The sequence below is a fragment of the Streptococcus sp. E29BA genome, from assembly GCF_041807805.1.
Lineage (GTDB): Bacteria > Bacillota > Bacilli > Lactobacillales > Streptococcaceae > Streptococcus > Streptococcus entericus.
In genome coordinates this window covers 1-16,843 of record NZ_JBGTZA010000038.1, presented here as the reverse complement: position 1 = coordinate 16,843, position 16,843 = coordinate 1, and the positions used below count along the sequence as shown (strand labels likewise).

General features: G+C 46.6%; 17 protein-coding genes and 2 pseudogenes. 11 read left to right on the top strand and 8 right to left on the bottom strand.

Going from position 1 to position 16,843, the window contains the following annotated elements; genetic code table 11:
- Window positions 1-133 precede the first annotated feature (133 nt).
- The 6 genes from ACERC8_RS08545 to rsmG form a co-directional block, all read right to left on the bottom strand.
- Window positions 134-643, bottom strand: a complete 510-nt coding sequence (locus ACERC8_RS08545; protein ID WP_373659474.1) for a DUF6773 family protein — start codon at window positions 641-643, stop codon at window positions 134-136.
- A gap of 25 nt (window positions 644-668) precedes the next feature.
- Window positions 669-1,169 (bottom strand): DUF3278 domain-containing protein, encoded by a 501-nt coding sequence (locus tag ACERC8_RS08540; protein WP_373659473.1) that lies wholly within the window; start codon window positions 1,167-1,169, stop codon window positions 669-671.
- 170 nt (window positions 1,170-1,339) lie between these two features.
- A complete protein-coding gene (locus tag ACERC8_RS08535; RefSeq protein WP_373659472.1) occupies window positions 1,340-1,537 on the bottom strand; it encodes a helix-turn-helix transcriptional regulator in 198 nt (65 codons plus the stop codon).
- Between the two features lie 486 nt (window positions 1,538-2,023).
- Complete coding sequence (locus tag ACERC8_RS08530) at window positions 2,024-2,695, bottom strand: NAD-binding protein (protein ID WP_373659471.1); 672 nt, start codon at window positions 2,693-2,695, stop codon at window positions 2,024-2,026.
- Between the two features lie 11 nt (window positions 2,696-2,706).
- Window positions 2,707-4,080 (bottom strand): TrkH family potassium uptake protein, encoded by a 1,374-nt coding sequence (locus tag ACERC8_RS08525; RefSeq protein WP_373659470.1) that lies wholly within the window; start codon window positions 4,078-4,080, stop codon window positions 2,707-2,709.
- On the bottom strand, window positions 4,077-4,790 hold the full coding sequence (gene rsmG / locus ACERC8_RS08520) for a 16S rRNA (guanine(527)-N(7))-methyltransferase RsmG (RefSeq protein ID WP_373659469.1): 714 nt from the start codon (window positions 4,788-4,790) through the stop codon (window positions 4,077-4,079). The genes ACERC8_RS08525 and rsmG overlap by 4 nt, the downstream gene beginning before the upstream one ends.
- A 101-nt stretch (window positions 4,791-4,891) precedes the next feature.
- Here rsmG and ACERC8_RS08515 point away from each other — a divergent pair, with 101 nt between their 5' ends.
- Together ACERC8_RS08515 and htpX are read left to right on the top strand one after the other, a co-directional pair.
- Window positions 4,892-5,443 carry a LemA family protein gene (locus ACERC8_RS08515; protein WP_373659468.1) on the top strand — a complete coding sequence of 184 codons (552 nt, stop codon included), beginning with the start codon at window positions 4,892-4,894 and terminating at the stop codon, window positions 5,441-5,443.
- 260 nt (window positions 5,444-5,703) lie between these two features.
- The gene (gene htpX / locus ACERC8_RS08510; protein WP_373659467.1) at window positions 5,704-6,597 is read left to right on the top strand and encodes a zinc metalloprotease HtpX; all 894 of its coding nucleotides are present in this window, start codon (window positions 5,704-5,706) and stop codon (window positions 6,595-6,597) included.
- Window positions 6,598-6,670: 73 nt separating this feature from the next.
- Here htpX and ACERC8_RS08505 read toward each other — a convergent pair whose 3' ends face one another.
- A complete protein-coding gene (locus ACERC8_RS08505; RefSeq protein ID WP_373659466.1) occupies window positions 6,671-7,216 on the bottom strand; it encodes a TetR/AcrR family transcriptional regulator in 546 nt (181 codons plus the stop codon).
- 134 nt (window positions 7,217-7,350) lie between these two features.
- On the opposite strand from ACERC8_RS08505, the pseudogene ACERC8_RS08500 reads away from it, so the two are divergent.
- The 9 genes and pseudogenes from ACERC8_RS08500 to ACERC8_RS08460 all read left to right on the top strand — a co-directional run bounded on the left by ACERC8_RS08500 (window position 7,351) and on the right by ACERC8_RS08460 (window position 16,286).
- Window positions 7,351-8,052 (top strand): annotated as a pseudogene (locus ACERC8_RS08500) (ABC transporter ATP-binding protein).
- A 9-nt stretch (window positions 8,053-8,061) separates the two neighbouring features.
- A complete protein-coding gene (locus ACERC8_RS08495) occupies window positions 8,062-8,319 on the top strand; it encodes a hypothetical protein (RefSeq protein WP_373659465.1) in 258 nt (85 codons plus the stop codon).
- Between the two features lie 18 nt (window positions 8,320-8,337).
- Window positions 8,338-9,078 carry a hypothetical protein gene (locus ACERC8_RS08490; RefSeq protein WP_373659463.1) on the top strand — a complete coding sequence of 247 codons (741 nt, stop codon included), beginning with the start codon at window positions 8,338-8,340 and terminating at the stop codon, window positions 9,076-9,078.
- Window positions 9,012-11,540 carry an FtsX-like permease family protein gene (locus ACERC8_RS08485; protein ID WP_373659462.1) on the top strand — a complete coding sequence of 843 codons (2,529 nt, stop codon included), beginning with the start codon at window positions 9,012-9,014 and terminating at the stop codon, window positions 11,538-11,540. Before ACERC8_RS08490 ends, ACERC8_RS08485 begins: the two co-directional genes overlap by 67 nt.
- Before the next feature lie 281 nt (window positions 11,541-11,821).
- Window positions 11,822-12,367, top strand: coding sequence for a DUF177 domain-containing protein (locus ACERC8_RS08480; protein WP_373659461.1), 546 nt, complete (start codon window positions 11,822-11,824; stop codon window positions 12,365-12,367).
- A 118-nt stretch (window positions 12,368-12,485) separates the two neighbouring features.
- Window positions 12,486-13,970 (top strand): DUF1846 domain-containing protein, encoded by a 1,485-nt coding sequence (locus ACERC8_RS08475; protein ID WP_373659460.1) that lies wholly within the window; start codon window positions 12,486-12,488, stop codon window positions 13,968-13,970.
- A gap of 197 nt (window positions 13,971-14,167) precedes the next feature.
- On the top strand, window positions 14,168-14,623 hold the full coding sequence (gene tsaE, locus ACERC8_RS08470) for a tRNA (adenosine(37)-N6)-threonylcarbamoyltransferase complex ATPase subunit type 1 TsaE (protein ID WP_373659459.1): 456 nt from the start codon (window positions 14,168-14,170) through the stop codon (window positions 14,621-14,623).
- The gene (locus tag ACERC8_RS08465; RefSeq protein WP_373659458.1) at window positions 14,604-15,125 is read left to right on the top strand and encodes an N-acetyltransferase family protein; all 522 of its coding nucleotides are present in this window, start codon (window positions 14,604-14,606) and stop codon (window positions 15,123-15,125) included. The genes tsaE and ACERC8_RS08465 overlap by 20 nt, the downstream gene beginning before the upstream one ends.
- A 3-nt stretch (window positions 15,126-15,128) precedes the next feature.
- Window positions 15,129-16,286 (top strand): LCP family protein, encoded by a 1,158-nt coding sequence (locus tag ACERC8_RS08460; protein WP_373659457.1) that lies wholly within the window; start codon window positions 15,129-15,131, stop codon window positions 16,284-16,286.
- Window positions 16,287-16,433: 147 nt separating this feature from the next.
- On the opposite strand, the pseudogene ACERC8_RS08455 reads toward ACERC8_RS08460, so the two are convergent.
- Window positions 16,434-16,843, bottom strand: a pseudogene (locus ACERC8_RS08455) (transposase); the annotation flags it as partial.

Sequence of the window (16,843 nt, the reverse complement as noted above, 5' to 3'; positions counted from 1 at the left end):
ACTTTTTTTCTACACTCAAAAGGCTCTATAATCTCCATGGTGGATTTACCCACTACAGAAATTATAGAGCCACAAAAACGGCATGTCATGATCAGTGACCTGCCGTTTAATCTGATTTAAATTATTTTTAACCCTATTCTTTATCAATTTTGATACCCTTTAGCAGGAAAAATCGGAAACCGAGATAGGTGACCAAGACCCAAATAGCAGTAGCTAGCAAGCGTCGCCAGTCCAAGACTTCCGTCAACAAGTCTTTTGATGGGCTATAGCTCAAGAAGAGGTGGTAGAGTGGTGTTACCAGCAAGAACGCACGCTTGAGTTGACGGAGCTTTTTGGCTTTAACCGTCTCATAGTCTTGTTCATCGACCTCGTGGGTTCGTATGCCCAGTTGATTGCTCTTAAACATCATGTAGCCTGTCGCCACATAAAACCAGATAAAGTTTGTCCACATGAGCAAGTCCAAGGCGATGCTAGGGGTCTTCATCAGGTAAAAAGCCAGAGCTGTACTCAGCAGATTAATCATAAAATGCACCATAAATAGCTGATTACCGATACGGTTGACCATGGCTTCGCGGTATTCGTCCAATTCCTCGATGCCGTAAAACCAGCGGATAATCTTGCTCCATAGAGTCGTTGTTGTCATGATAAGTCTCCTCTAACTGTTGAGATTAGTCGATGATGGTAATTTTACGGTTATTTTTAAAGGCAAGGTAAGCTAAGCGACTGACGACCACTGTTGCCCAAACTGGCAGAGCGATGCTGCTTAGGAAATCCGGTCTATAGTCATGAGTGGCATTGGCGAACAGGAACAACCACCCCAACCCTATTGCTGTTAAGACCGTTTGGAGAAGCGTCCGCTTGAGTATGTTCAGCCTAGCCTGTTTCAACCCTTGTTTATCGGTCTCGACCTTATCCAGTCCTAGTCGCCTTGCCATCTTCTTCTGAAGATGAGGTGGTAAAAAGAGCAAGATAAGGATAATCACCTCGATAGTGCCGGGCAAGTTGAAAAAATAAGCCAAGCCAATCAGGAAGACGAGACAATACATGAGCATGTACATGTTGTTACCGAATTTGTTAATCTCGCTGATGGTGTACTCGTCCAAGTCACTGGTGATGTCGTAGAAACGCCGTAGAAAGAAAATGTAGAGGTTATCTTTATTGAGGTTCATCATTTTAGTCTCCTTGAGTTGTTTTTGATGGTTTTGGGAGGATAGCTGCCGCAAAGCTAGAGGATAATAGTTTGTCAGGCCATGTTACAAAGTGAATAGTTGAGCCAACCACTAGCCCACTAACGCAAGGATAACCATTGCCAGCAAACAGTTTTATCATCCTGCTCCCCTTAAACATGTCTCGTCTCCCAAAAAAGGGTATTTAGGTCAGTTTCTAGCACCTCTGCCAGCTTGATGCAGAGGTCCAGTGAGGGATTGTACTTGTCGTTTTCAATCAGGTTGATGGTCTGCCTAGCGACACTGATGCTCTTGGCCAGCGCTAACTGCGACAGCCCAGCCTGAGTGCGAAAGTCTTTGACACGGTTCATCTGAACTCCTTTCAGTGTTTTTTGGGAAATAGCAGAGCTGATGTCTTTTATATGTGACACATTGGAGTAAAATTTTTTGAGGTCACCCTCAGTGTCTTATATAGATGACATCACTGCTTAAAAAATTTTGGGCACGTCCACCCAGGTCATATATATGTCACATACCTAGTATAACAGATAAGAAAAAATGTGTCAACTATAAATGACACATTTTTTTTTAGATTTTTTTGCTGTTCGCTAGGCTAGCATGTCGGGTTAGCCCCAGACTTCAGTAAAGAACAGCGTTTAAGAACGCATGGCTGAAATCAAGCCATAGCAGTCTTGTAGCTGAGCGAGTTTTTTTGCGTGCTTGCTTTCCTTTTCTGACGAAGGGTTTGAGTGATAGGGTACTTCAGCTGCTGGAAAAACAGCCCTGGATTCTAGTGATGGAGAGCAAGGGCTGTCTGTCATGGTTTTGATAGGTTGCAGGTCTTGATTTTGAAGCGCCTATGTCAACTCGTCCAGATAGTCGAATTGCTCGAAAGCTCTGCTATTGGCGATAGCCACCAACAATGTCCCTTTGGCCAAGGGCTGGTTGAGGGCAAGGGTCGTGTTGATGGGAGCGTTCTTTTGCTCACGGAGACCGATGATGTTGATGTCGTAGGTGTTGCGAACATCTAGCTGAATGATAGACTTGCCGATCCATTTATCAGGAATCTCAAACTCAACAATAGCGGTGTCCCCCTCGAAATGAAAAACGTCGTGAATTTTGTTGCGCAGCAGTGTCGAAACCAGGTTGACCCCAGCTTCGCGCTCTGGCGAGATAACCAAATCAGCACCGACGGCATAGAGGACTTCCTCGTAGCTCATACTCTTGGCCTTAGCGACAATTTTCTTGACGTCCAGCTTTTTACAGTTGATGACGGCAAGAACGGCTGCCTCTAGGTTAGTTCCTGTAGCGATAACCACAGCGTCGCAGTGGTCGATACCAAGCCCTTGCAGGAAATGGTAGTCGGTAATGTCACCGACAGCAGCCTTGCTGACCTGATCAGCGACCGCCTCAATATGGCGACCGTCATTGTCTGCAGCGATAACGTCCTGATCAAACTGGGTTAGCTCCCTCGCCACTGTGCGACCAAACACACCAAGTCCCAGCACACCGATAATTTTTCGTGTCATAAGATCCTTTCCTAGCCCACCAAAATGTTGGTTTCCGCATATTGGATGGGTTTTTCTTTTTTCTGAACAAGGCTGAGCAGGACAGTGATTGGTCCTACGCGGCCGATAAACATGAGTAGCATGATGATGACCCGACCACCCAAGCCCAGCTGGCTGGTGACATCCATGGTGATGCCGACCGTTGCTAGAGCGCTGGCCACTTCAAAGAGCAGGGCAAAGGGGTCAAGTGACGGCTCAACCTGCAAGAGCAGGAGATAGCCGACCAAAAAGACTGTAAAGAAGAAAATCAGCACCGTCAAGGTTTGCTTGAGCAGCTTTTGTGGAATGCTTCGGTACTGAAAGAGGATTTGGCTATTGCCAGATAGCTCGGCCTTGAAGACCAAGAAGAGAATGGCGACCACGCTCAGCTTGAGCCCGCCTGCTGTCCCACCAGGTGCACCCCCCATGAGCATTTGCAGGATATAGAGGATATTGGTCACCAAGTCAGTTTGGACATAGCTGATGGTCGAAAAGCCTGCCGTTCGCATGGTCACAGTTTGAAAAAAGCTGACTAAAAGTTGTTGTGGTGGGCTGTAATGCCCGATGGTGGCTGGATTATCCAGCTCAATCAACCAAGATAGGAGCGTTCCAGCTAGTAGGATGATACCGGTGGTGATCAGCATCAATTTGGAATGTGGTGACAACCAACGCTCCAGTCGCTTGGGCTGGCGTGGTTTGGTTAAGACGGAGCGCTTAAAGGCCTGAATCAGATCTTTCCAGACGATGAAGCCTAAGCCTCCTGATAAAATCAACCCTGCAATGACCAGATTGACCAAGGGATTGACGACGAAATCGCCCAGACTGTTGGCGCCTAGGTTATCAAAACCGGCGTTACAAAATGCAGAGATGGCGAGGAAAATGCTGTTAAAAATGCCATCTGCCCAACCATAGCGGGGAATGAAATCCACCATAAGAAGGAGGGCTCCCACCCCTTCGATAGTTAGAGTGATTTTGTAGATGGAAAAGAGATGCTCTTTCAAGCTTGTCGGCTGGTCAAAGCTGAGCGAGGACTTGAGCAATTCTTGGTCGTTGACACCGACCTTGCGCTTGAGGGTATAGTAACTGATGGCAATCAGGCTGACCAACCCCAGCCCACCAATCTGAATCAGAATCAAGCAGATAACCTGCCCTAGGCGATTGTAGACCTCAGCGACAGGAAAAACTGACAGACCGGTCACGCAAACCATGGAGACCGCGTGAAAGAGGTGGTCAAGGTAGCTGGTTGGCGGTGCACCTGCCACGTGAAAGATGGGGAGAGACAGTAAGAGACTGCCGACGAGAATAGTCGCTAAAAAACTGATACTCAGCTTCTGAGCGATGGTTAGGGGTCTTAATTCAGGCATCATAGGGGTTTCTTATTTGGCAAGCCAGCCTTTCTGGGGTATTTGTTAGGTGTTTCTTTGGTTTTGCGGACAATGGTCAGGTTGCGGGAATCACCGTTTGGCAGCTGGTAATCTCTTGTCTCGTCGACCTTGGCAAAGAGGGTCTGAAGCGCTGTTTTAGCGTCAAGTAACTCGCTGTCAGCCGCTGCTGCCTTGAGGGCAATCAGCTGACCATTGATACGAAGAAAGGGGATCGTCAGCTCTGCCAAGACTTGCAGGCGAGCGACAGCTCTGGCAGTGACGAGGTCAAACTGCCCTCTGAACGTCTTATCTTGACCAAAGTCTTCCGCTCTGCCATGATAAAAAGCGACACCAGTCAGCCCTAACTCCTCAGCTAGTAAGGTCAAAAAGCTAATCCGCTTATTGAGGGAATCGATAATGGTGACCTCAAGCTCTGGGCAGAGGATTTTCATCGGAAGGCTGGGAAAGCCAGCTCCAGCACCGATATCCAGCAATGTTAGGGGCTGGTTTTTGATGTGCCCCTGAAGAACTGGTGCAAGGCTGTCGTAGAAGTGTTTGAGATAGACCTCGTCGCGTGCGGTGATGGCAGTTAGGTTAATCTTTTCATTCCATTCAACCAAGAGCTCAAAGTAACGGTTGAATTGTGCTTTTTGCTGGTCGTTAAGGAAAAAGCCAGCGGCTGCCAAGTGGTCGTAAAATTCTTGTGGTGTCATGGTTATCCTTTATCGTCTTTAGTGGTTCCATTCTACCACAAACTCCCTTTTTTTGCCAAAGTATGGTATAATGGTTCTGTAGAAAAAAGGAGGAACTCTCTATGTTTTGGATTATTATTGCTATTGTTGCCCTTATTGCCTTACTCGTGGTCGGTGTGTATAACAGCCTGGTCAAGAGTCGGGTGCAAACACAAGAGTCTTGGAGCCAGATTGACGTTCAACTCAAGCGTCGTAATGACCTGATTCCTAACTTGATTGAGACTGTTAAAGGCTACGCCAAATACGAAGGTCAGACCTTGGAAAAAATTGCAGAGTTGAGAGCGCAGATTGCTAAGGCTAGCAGCCCAGCTGAAGCCATGCAGGCTTCTGATGCTTTGACTCGTCAAGTTGCAGGTATCCTTGCTGTTGCAGAAAACTATCCTGACCTTAAAGCCAATGCCAGCTTTGTCAAGTTGCAAGACGAATTGACCAACACCGAGAACAAGATTTCTTATTCTCGTCAGTTGTATAACACCACCGTTTCCAACTATAACGTCAAATTAGAAACCTTCCCAAGCAATATCATTGCAGGCCTGTTTGGTTTTAAGAAGGTTGACTTTTTACAAACTCCTGAAGAAGAAAAAGTTGTGCCAACAGTTAATTTTGACTTCTAATTTTTCACGGAAGAGGCTGGGAAAAGATTCCTAGTTTCTTCATTTTATTGTCGTTAATCAGAGGAGTTGTGGTGGTTTGGAGTAATTTTTATCGATTTTGTCTGTTTTAAAGTTGCCCATGCACAGATCATTAGTCCCCACTGCTGAGTGCTTTAAGGCTTTTGAGCTTTGAAGGGGGAGTGACGTAGTCTTGGAGATGTAATTCTGACGAATGAACGATTGTTGCCACACACTCTTTTTTCAAACTGGAGGAAAACCCTATGCTGTTTGAACAAATCAAGTCTAACAAGCGACGAACCATCGCTTTATTGCTCGTTTTTTTCGCTCTCTTGACAACTCTCGGAGCTGCGCTAGGTTATGTGCTGGCGGATTCACTGGCGTTCGGCGCTGTGCTCGCCCTTCTTATCGGGCTCATCTATGCTGCCATCATGATTTTTCAATCAACCAATGTGGTCATGTCCATGAATCAGGCGCGTGAAGTGACGGTAGCCGAAGCCCCAGACCTTTATCATGTGGTCGAAGACATGGCCATGGTCGCTCAAATCCCCATGCCACGTGTCTTTATCATCGATGACCCAGCCTTCAATGCCTTTGCTACAGGGTCAAGCCCCGAGAATGCAGCGGTTGCTGCGACGACAGGTCTTCTCGCAGTAATGAACCGAGAGGAACTTGAAGCGGTCATGGGGCACGAAGTCAGCCATATTCGTAACTATGACATCCGTATCTCGACCATAGCTGTCGCTCTCGCATCGGCAGTAACCCTCCTGTCTTCGCTGGGTGGTCGCATGATGTGGTATGGTGGTGGACGTTCACGCCGAAACAACCGCGATAACGACGGAGCTAGTGTCCTGATTCTGGTTTTTTCTTTGTTGGCAATCGCTCTCGCACCGCTGGCGGCCACCCTTGTTCAGCTAGCCATTTCCCGCCAGAGGGAGTACCTGGCTGATGCTGGCGCTGTTGAGTTGACCCGAAATCCCTACGGGATGATTAGGGCGCTTCAAAAATTGGACCAATCTGCCCCAATGCAGCAGTCTGTTGATTCAGCCAGCGCAGCTTTATATATCAATGACCCTAAGAAAAAAGAGGGCTTTAAATCCCTCTTTTACACCCATCCCCCCATTGCAGACCGTATTGCACGGCTAGAAAAGATGTAAGATAAGCCCCTTTCTGTTCACAACGGCTGACAGAAAGGGGCTATTTTATTTTTGTACTCATTTCCTCAACCGCTCACTGAAACTGATTGCCCAAATCAACAACGGTCAAAATAATGTCAGTCATTTCCTCAGGACTCTCTTGGCCACCTGTTTCAATCCAAAGACTGATGATGCTTTCTATGGAGGACAAATAAACGGTCAGGGCATAGGGATAAGGGATGCGGTAAGCCTCGACTAAGGCTTCTGCAATTTGCTCGTCGGGACTCAGTAGATGGCGAGTGAAGTCCTTGATTGATTCAGACAGATTCAAAAAGAGACTATTAGCTATGGCTGAAATAAAATCAAAATCCCCTTTCAAAAACTGTAAAATCGCTAAAATCCCTGCTCTAGGCTGATGCTTATGCCGCTCAAGCAGAATGTCAATCTCTTGCCAAGTATCATCTTTGAGGTGATTGATAAAGTCGTACTTGTCTTGATAATGGAGATAAAAGGTGCTGCGGTTGATGCCGGCTTTTTTAGTGATTTGGCTGATGGTCAAGTGTTCAATCTCAGTGTCCTGAAGCAGGAGCGTCAAGGCTTTTTTCAAGTAAGCTTTGGTTTCGGTTTGTCGGTGTTTCATCGCTCTATCCTTAAATCGACAGTTTGTCGTTTTTTGTTCTTGTGATTGCTATCGCTTCATGTTATCATAGATGGCAGTTAAAATCAACAATCTGTCTATTTTGTAGAGCTAATCAGGAAGGGAAAGGATTTAACATGGCTTATATTGATGTCAAACAGGTTTCAAAGTCTTATGGCAGTGGGGATAGTCGCATTGTGGCCAATCACGAGGTAACTTTTGCGATTGAACAAGGCGAGTTGGTGATTATCCTTGGGTCTTCTGGTGCTGGAAAATAGACCTTGCTAAATATTTTAGGCGGGATGGATACCAGTGATCAGGGGCAGGTGATGATTGATGGCGTTGACATCGCACAGTTCAATGCTCATCAGCTGACGAACTACCGCCGTGACGATGTCGGATTTGTCTTTCAATTTTATAATCTGGTCGCTAATCTCACGGCTAAGGAAAATGTCGAACTTGCCTGCGAAATCGTTAAGGATTCTTTAGACCCAACTGAGGTACTCAAACAGGTTGGGCTTAGTCAGCGTCTCAATCATTTCCCAGCCCAGCTGTCAGGAGGTGAGCAGCAGCGGGTATCGATTGCACGAGCAGTGGCTAAAAAACCAAAACTGTTGCTCTGCGATGAGCCGACAGGCGCTCTGGATTATCAAACAGGTAAGCAGGTCTTGAAAATCTCACAGGACATGTCTAGGCACCAAGGGGCGACCGTCATCATCGTGACCCATAACGCTGCTTTAGCGCCGATTGCAGACCGTGTGATTCATATGCGGGATGCAACGGTTAAATCCGTTATCACCAACGCCCAACCTCAGGATATTGAAATGCTAGAATACTAGGGTGCTGTCATGAAAAAATCAGTCTATCTTAAAGAATTGTCCCAGTCTTTTTTGGGTTCAAAAGGGAGATTTTTTTCAATCTTTAGCCTGATGATGATTGGCTCTCTTGCTTTGGTTGGTCTCAAGGTGACGACCCCAAATATGCAAAGGACAGCTCAGGACTACATCACAGAAACCCATCTGGTGGATTTAGCAGTGATGGCAGACTATGGCCTATCGGCAGAAGACCAAGAAGAGCTAAAGCAAGTTAAAGGAGCGACTGTATAATTTGGCTACTTAGCTGATGTGACCATCGCAGGTCAGGACGAGGCCGTTCGGCTCTTTTCCTCTCCGAAGACCTTGTCTACCTATCGGGTGCGCTCAGGGCGGTTGCCTGAAACAGCTCATGAAGTGGCTCTATCAGAACAGTTAAGTCCGTCTTATCAGATTGGAGATGCCATTCGTTTCACACCATCTTCTGACAGTCCTCTGACAACAGATACCTTTACAGTGACTGGTTTTGTCCAGTCCGCAGAACTTTGGGATAAGGAAGTCCTCGGTCAGACAAGGGCAGGAACAGGCGACTTAATGGCTTACGGAGTGACTACAGAGGCGGCTTTTGACAGCTCTGTTTACATGATTGCGCGTTTAGTCTATGATGAGTTGAGAGGGGAACCCTTTTTCACCGAGACCTACGATAGGAAAATAGCAGAGCATCAACAGCAATTGACAGCTCTCCTCGCTGATAACGGTCATCAACGTTGGCAGGTGTTAAGAGCAGATGCACAGTCGGAGATTGACCGCGGGCGCAAACAACTTTCAGAGACTAAAGAGCAAATCGCAGATGGTGAAGAGCAACTGGCAGAGGCTAGGGGAGCCCTTTCTCAGGGGCAAAGCCAATTAGAAAAAGGTCAAGAACTCCTCAACCAAGGTCAAGCCGAGCTTGCACTCAACATCAACTGGCGACTAGTCAAGCCGAATTGGCTCAATCGAAAAAACAGCTCGATGACAGCAAGTTGGAGCTTGAACAAGCAGAAGCGCGTTTAACAAAAACGTCACGTGAACTGGCAGAGGCAGATTTGGCGCTTCAAACGGGTAAAACAGCGCTTGACACGACGAAGGCCCAGCTGGAACAAGCAAGTAAGGCATTGGAGCAAAGTCAACTGTCCCTAGCTGCTGATAAAAAACAGCTGGATGAGTTAGCAACAAACCTTGCCCTAGAACAGCAGGTTTGGCAAACAGAGGTGTCACGTCTTGAGGCAGAAAAACAGGAGTGGCTTGTGCAGGGACAGGATCCTCAAAGCGCCTCTCGTCTGACTGCTCGAGAAAGTCAACTAGCAGAAACTGCTCAGCGATTGACCCAATTAGAAAACAATCTCCAACAAGGGCAGGCAGGCTATCAGAGTAACCTCACCATCTATGAGAACGAGCGGTCAGCCTATCAGACGGCAGAAAGCCAGTACCGCTCAGCCTTAGAGGCCTATGACCTACAGCTGGCTAGCTATCAACAAGGCAAGGCAGCCTATGAAGAAGGTCTAACCACCTATCAGCAGGGTAAGGTGGATTATGATGCAGGCTTAGCCGCTTACCAATCAGGTTTAGCCACCTATCAATCAGGTTTAAGTGCTTATGTCGCCAATCAAGCTCGGCTAGATCAGGAAAGTTTGGTCATCTCACAAGAGCAAGACCGCCTCAACTCGGCTAAAGCAGAGCTTGAGCGCTCCCAATCTGATTTTGACCGTCAGAAAGCTGATGCCCAAGCACAGATGGCGAGCGCAGATAAGGAACTCACTCAAGCGACAGACCAACTCAACCAGTTGACTGAGCCTGATTATAGGGTTTATACGCGTCAAACCTTTCCAGGCGGTCATGGCTATGATACCTTTAAAACAGGAGCCTCTGCCATTTCAGCTGTCGGCAATATCTTTCCTGTTGTCCTTTATCTGGTGGCGGCCCTAGTCAGCCTGACAACGATGACGAGTTTTGTTGATGAGGAACGTCATACTATCGGTATTTTTAAGTCCTTAGGATTTACTAATCGAGCCATCATGGCAAAATTTGTCGTGTATGGTTTGACCGCCAGTCTTGCTGGAACACTTGTCGGGGTTATCTTGGGACATATGGTGCTCTCTTCCATGATTGGCAATATTCTGACCCAAAAACTGGTTTTAGGGCAGATAAGTCATATCTTCTATCCTGGCTGGAGCTTGGTTGCTGTGCTATTAGCCCTGATCTCAGCGGTTTTGCCAACCTACCTCGTTGCCCACAGGGATTTAATCAGGGAAAAACCTGCACAATTACTACAAGCCAAACCGCCAGTTACTGGTTCTTCCATTTGGCTAGAACGCTGGACATTTATCTGGAAACGCCTCAGCTTTACGCACAAGGTCACTGCTCGCAACATTTTTCGCTACAAGCAACGGATGCTGATGACCATTTTTGGGGTCGCAGGGTCGGTGGCCCTTCTCTTTGCGGGCTTAGGTATCCAGTCTTCAATTTCAGGGGTGGCTAAGAGCCAGTTTGGGGAGCTATTGACCTATGACTTGATTCTAGTGGAAAATAGCAGAGCATCGCAAGATGATAAAGATCAGTTGACCAGTTTTTTAGAAACGGCAACTATTGCTCAGAAACTCCCTGTCCGTTTTTTCAGCACTTCAGAAACTATTCAGCAAACAGGTGACCAGACCATCACCCTACTTGTGGCAAATCAGCCTCAGCTGAACGATTTTATTCAACTCAGGCAACGACAGACGAAAGAGCAGCTAAATTTGAGCGACACAGGCGCTATTGTGACTGAAAAGCTGGCAACCCTATACGGTGTTGACCTTGGTGACCAGCTGACTGTGACGCTGGAAGACCATTCTGTGACCCTGACGGTTGCAGGCATCAGTGAACTATATGCTGGTCATTACATCTACTTATCTGAGGCATATTACGAAAAACTCCAACCTAAACCCAGTCCACCCAATGGTTACCTGATTCAGCTTAAAGACCAATCGCCTGAACATATCAAAGAAACAGCAGCAGAAGCCCTGAAGCAACACGCGGTCGCAAGTGTCGTTCAAAATACCACGCTTGAAATGGCTTTGACAAAGACGGCAGATTCCCTGTCAGCCGTTATGTTGGTACTGATTGCCCTCTCCATTTTATTAGCGGTTGTCATTTTATACAACTTAACGACGATAAATGTGGCAGAGTGCATTCGCGAACTGTCCACCATCAAGGTTCTCGGTTTCCATCATAAGGAGGTCACCCTTTATATTTACCGTGAAACCATTGTGCTGTCACTCGCTGGCATCATGTTAGGGCTGGGAGAGGGTGTTTATCTCCACCGCTTGTTGCTAAACATGATTGCCTCACCTAGTTTGATGTTCCAGCCTCAGGTGGATCTGAGTGTTTACTTGACACCAGTGTTTGCCATCGCTGTGATTTTGATTGTATTGGGTGTACTCATTAACCGCCGTTTGCGCCAGGTCGATATGCTTGAAGCCTTAAAATCTCTTGAGTAGCCGATTGCAGTTTCAAACGAGAAAAAGAGAGTAGGGCAAAAATTGGTCACCCAAAGCGGGAATTTTTCCTGTTCTTCCTAATTTTAAGCTTTGGACTAAACCAGCCTGCTGGACTATTTTACACTCAACCACTGCGTCTTGTTTAAGCATTCAAAAACAAGTTGAGAGGCAGGGACTTTTGTCTCAGGCTCCAACATTCTCTTATTATATTTTTCAACTTGGTCAAGACAAGTCATCGAAATCTTGCTATAATAGAATCAGTGAAGACAAAGGAGAAGATGATGTTTCGTTTAACAGACATTCGAAAACAGCCAGACGGTATTACTTTTCAGCAGATATTACACCTCGAAGAGGTGCTTAAAGCCAGAGAGCCAGAGATTTTAGCTTTGGGACCGGTCGTCGTTCAGGGGCAAGTCAGTCATGACCAAGGGCTCTATCTCTTGACCTATACCATGACCTATCAGCTGACCCTGCCATCCAGTCGCTCTTTAGAGCCTGTTCTTTTGGACAATAGCCAAGCTGTACAGGAAGTGTTTATTGCTGCTTCGAATGTCGCAGCAAAGCAGGAATTGGTTGATGACGATTTGGTCTTGATTGTCGAAGGAGACCATATTGACCTGACAGAAAGTGTTGTCGATAACATTCTCCTCAACCTGCCCAGTCGTGTCTTGACACCTGAGGAAGAGCAAGAGGAAGACTTACCGAGTGGGCAAAACTGGTCTATTTTAACAGAGAGCCAATACGACGCTCAAAAACAGGCTGAAAAGGAAGCCAGTAGCCCTTTTGCAGGTTTAGCTGGTCTCTTCAGTGAAGATGACACAAATTAGTGACAAAAAACTGACGATTTTTCTGAGAATTGTCAGTTTTTGCTTGACAAGCTCAGCTTATATTTGCTAGAATATATTTTTTATGACCATCACTTTTTTATAACATAGGAGGAAGAACATGATACGCAAAGCTTTTGATTCGGAAAAATACCTCAGTTTGCAACGTGACCACATCTTGGAGCGAATCAGTCAGTTTGAAGGCAAACTTTACCTAGAGTTTGGTGGTAAAATGCTGGAAGACTTCCATGCAGCTCGTGTCTTGCCTGGTTATGAACCTGATAATAAAATTAAACTCCTACACGAACTGCGTGAGCAGGTAGAAATTGTTATTGCCATCAATGCAAACAATATCGAGCATTCCAAGGCACGCGGTGATTTGGGGATTTCTTATGACCAAGAGGTCTTTCGTCTGATTGACAAGTTTAATGACCTTGATCTCTTTGTTGGGTCTGTCGTCATTACTCAGTATGCCGGTCAGCCTGCGGCAGACGCTTTCCGCTATAGCCTGACAAAACACGGCATATCATCTTACCTCCACTACCCGATTAAGGGCTATCCGACAGATATTGACCACATTATGTCGGCAGAAGGGATGGGGAAAAACGACTACATTCAGACCAGTCGCAACCTCATCGTTGTTACGGCTCCGGGCCCTGGTTCAGGAAAATTGGCGACCTGCATCTCCCAGCTTTACCATGACCAACTCAATGGCGTTAGCTCAGGATACGCCAAGTTTGAAACCTTCCCTGTTTGGAACTTGCCACTGCACCACCCTGTTAACTTGGCTTACGAAGCTGCAACAGCTGACCTTGATGACGTCAACATGATTGACCCTTTCCACTTGGAAACTTACGGGAAGACAACGGTCAATTATAACCGTGACATCGAGATTTTCCCAGTGGTCAAGCGTATGTTAGAGCGGATTCTTGGCAAATCTCCGTATGCTTCACCGACGGATATGGGTGTTAATATGGTCGGTTTTGCCATTACTGATAACGATGCTGCTGTTGAGGCGTCAAAACAAGAGATTATCCGTCGCTATTACCAGACCTTGGTTGACTTCAAGGCAGAACGAGTGAGCGAGGTAGCTGTCAAGAAGATTGAGTTCTTGATGAACGACCTCGGTATCACGCCAGCAGACCGCCAGGTAACCTTGGTGGCCAGAGAAAAGGCGGAACTGACAGGCGATGCTGCCCTAGCGCTTGAATTGCCAAATGGTCAGACGGTCACTGGTAAGACCTCTGATTTGTTCGGACCGACAGCTGCTGTTTTGGTAAATGCCATCAAAGCCTTAGCGGGTATTGACAAGCAAACGCACCTGATTGAACCTGATTATGTAACGCCAATCCAAGGCTTAAAAATCAATCACTTAGGCAACCGAAACCCCCGCCTGCACTCTTCTGAATTACTGATTGCCCTAGCGATTACAGCGCGCAACAGTCCAGAAGCCCATCGTGCCATGCAGGAATTAGGCAACTTACAAGGCAGCGAGGTACACTCAACAGTAATCTTGCCTGAAGAGGATAAAAATGTCCTCCGTAAATTGGGCGTCAATGTCACTGTCGACCCAATCTACTCACGTCAGAAACTTTACCGTCGTTAAACGAGCAAATCTAGACGACTATCTGAAAAAGATTTCAGAAGACGGTTTTCAAAATGTCGTCGTGGAGGTTAAGAAGCTCTCAACTCGTCAGTTGGTCTTGACGTGTTAAAATGGACGACTAGTGTCTGCTTGGCTTGGCAAAAGGAACAAAAAGAAAAATAGTTGGTTCGCCAGCTATTTTTTGTTATAATAGACCTATGTTTTATACTGAAAATGAAGAAGAACTCATGGCACTGGGGGAACGGTTAGCCAAACATCTTGACGCAGGTCAAGTGATTTTACTGACTGGCGAGCTGGGAGCTGGTAAAACCACCCTGACCAAGGGCTTAGCCAAAGGGCTGGGAATCACGCAGATGGTAAAAAGTCCGACTTATACCTTGGTCCGCACCTATGAGGGACGACTGCCACTTAACCACTTAGACATCTATCGTCTCGGTGATGACCCAGACAGTATCGACATCGACGAGTTTCTCTACAGCGACGGCGTAACCGTCATCGAGTGGGGTCGGCTTTTACCGAGTGACGCGGTTGAGGACTACCTGGAGCTGGTTATCGAGCGCCGTGACCATGGCAGACAGGTGAGCTTAGCGGCTTTTGGCCAGCGGTCTCAGGCGCTTTTGGAGGATTTTGAAAATGGCAGAGCAGACCATTAGTTTTCGAGAAGCCAGCGGACAAGATGCGGCGGCTTTTTTGGATTTTATGGCTCAAGTCGCAACAGAGACCGATTATCTGGTCATGGATGACAGTGGCTTGTCCCAGTCTGTTGAGCAAATGGCCGACACCTTAGATAAGTTCTATCGTGCCAATGACCAGTTTTGTTTACTGGCCTTAGTAGATGACCAGTTAATTGGTGCCTTGACCGTTAGAACAGCTCCACAGTCCAAACTAAACCATATCGGGCATATCTTTTTGGCTGTTCACAAACCATACTGGGGGCATGGCCTGGGACGCCTGATGTTAGAGGAAGCTATTGACTGGGCGGAGCAAGAAGATGTGTTAGCCAGATTAGAATTAACCGTGCAGGTCAGAAATGACCGAGCCACTCGCCTTTACCAACATTTGGGATTTGAAATTGAAGGAACGAAACAGCGAGGAGCCGTTTCCGCTACAGGTGACTTTCTGGACGTTTACATGATGGCAAAAATGATAGGATAACTAATGAGTATTGGGAAAAAAATTGCCCTGATGTTGACAGGGATTATCACTGTGACAGCTATTGCGGTCGGTTTGTATCTGACCACAGCCTATTCGTTTTCAACCAACGAGCTGTCCAAAACCTTTAAAAACTATCGGCAAGATAGCATACAAAGCACAGCGATTGCTGACACAAAGCCGTTTTCAGTTCTTTTGATGGGGGTAGATACTGGATCAGGCTCTCGTGAGGACAGATGGCAAGGGCAGAGCGATTCGATGATTTTGGTCACCGTTAACCCTCAGACCAACACCACAACCCTGACCAGTCTGGAGCGAGATACCTTGGTCGATTTGCTAGATGACACTGGTGAACCTCTCGGGACAAAAACTAAGTTAAATGCCGCCTATGCCTATGGAGGTGCACCGATGGCCATCAAGACTGTGGAGGGCTTGATGGATATTCGGATCGATTATTACATGCAGATCAACATGCAGGGGCTGGTTGACCTAGTCAATGCTGTTGGTGGCATCACCGTGACCAATCAGTTTGATTTCCCAATTCGTATCGATGAGTGGGAACCTGAGTACACTTCAAGCGTTGAACCAGGAACGCACAAAGTCAACGGCGATCAAGCCTTGGTCTACGCCCGCATGCGCTACGATGACCCAGAAGGGGACTACGGTCGCCAACGGCGCCAACGTGAAGTTATCCAAAAACTCGTTTCCAAACTGCTAGCGCTCAATAGCTTGAGTAGTTACCGTAGCATTTTGACCGCTGTCAGCAAAAACATGAAAACTGACATCCTGTTAACACCACAGACGATTCCTGACTTGTTGGCTTATCGTCAGGCGATTAGTAACTTGCAAACTTATCAGTTGCATGGCGAGGATGCCATGGTTGATGAGGTTAGCTATCAAGCCGTAACTAGAGAGCATCTGCTTGAGACCCAAAATCGAATTAAGCGTGAACTGGGACTACCAGAAAACCAAGACCTGACGACAATAGCTGTACTTTACGAAGACATCTATGGCATGTCCCCAGAGGTTTCAACAACTTATCAGGACACTGTTTCCCCTACTCCTTCGGTTGATTATAATGACCCCTCTAGTCAATCAGAAAGCTTAGCGCCTCTAAATCCAACATTTGGAAGTCAGTCATCAGGAGACACAACCTCGGATTAGCTAATCAGAAAATGATTTATTATAAGAGAAGACTAACAGGTCTCCTCTTTTTTATTAGACGACATTGTCTCTGTTCAGCTACCAAAAACCGGAGTTGTTGAAAAGTGTAAAAATAGGCTCTTTGTCAACTGTAGTGGGTTGACCCACTTAACACCGAGAGAGGACAGTTCTTGTCTTCTCTCGTTTTATGTTTATGGCCATGAAAATGCGAGTTTTGTCTTTTCAAAGTTTCTGAAACCAACGGCGTTGCGCTTAATAACCTTGATGATGTTGTTGGTTGCTTCCATCTTGGCGTTAGAGTAGGGCAATTCCAGGGCATTGGCAATCTTGTCCCTATCCTTCAAAAATGTTCTAAAAACTGTCTGAAAGACAGGATTAACGCTTGAAATCGTCTCCTCAATCAGCCCAAAGAGCTGGTCAGCTTTCTTTTCTTGAAAATGAAACAGGAGCAGTTGATAAAGTTCGTAATGCTCTTTCAGTTCTTGAGAATAGCCGAGCAGTTTAGTGACAACCTCCTGATTAGTCAAGTGCCTGCGAAAAGTTGGGCGATAAAAGCG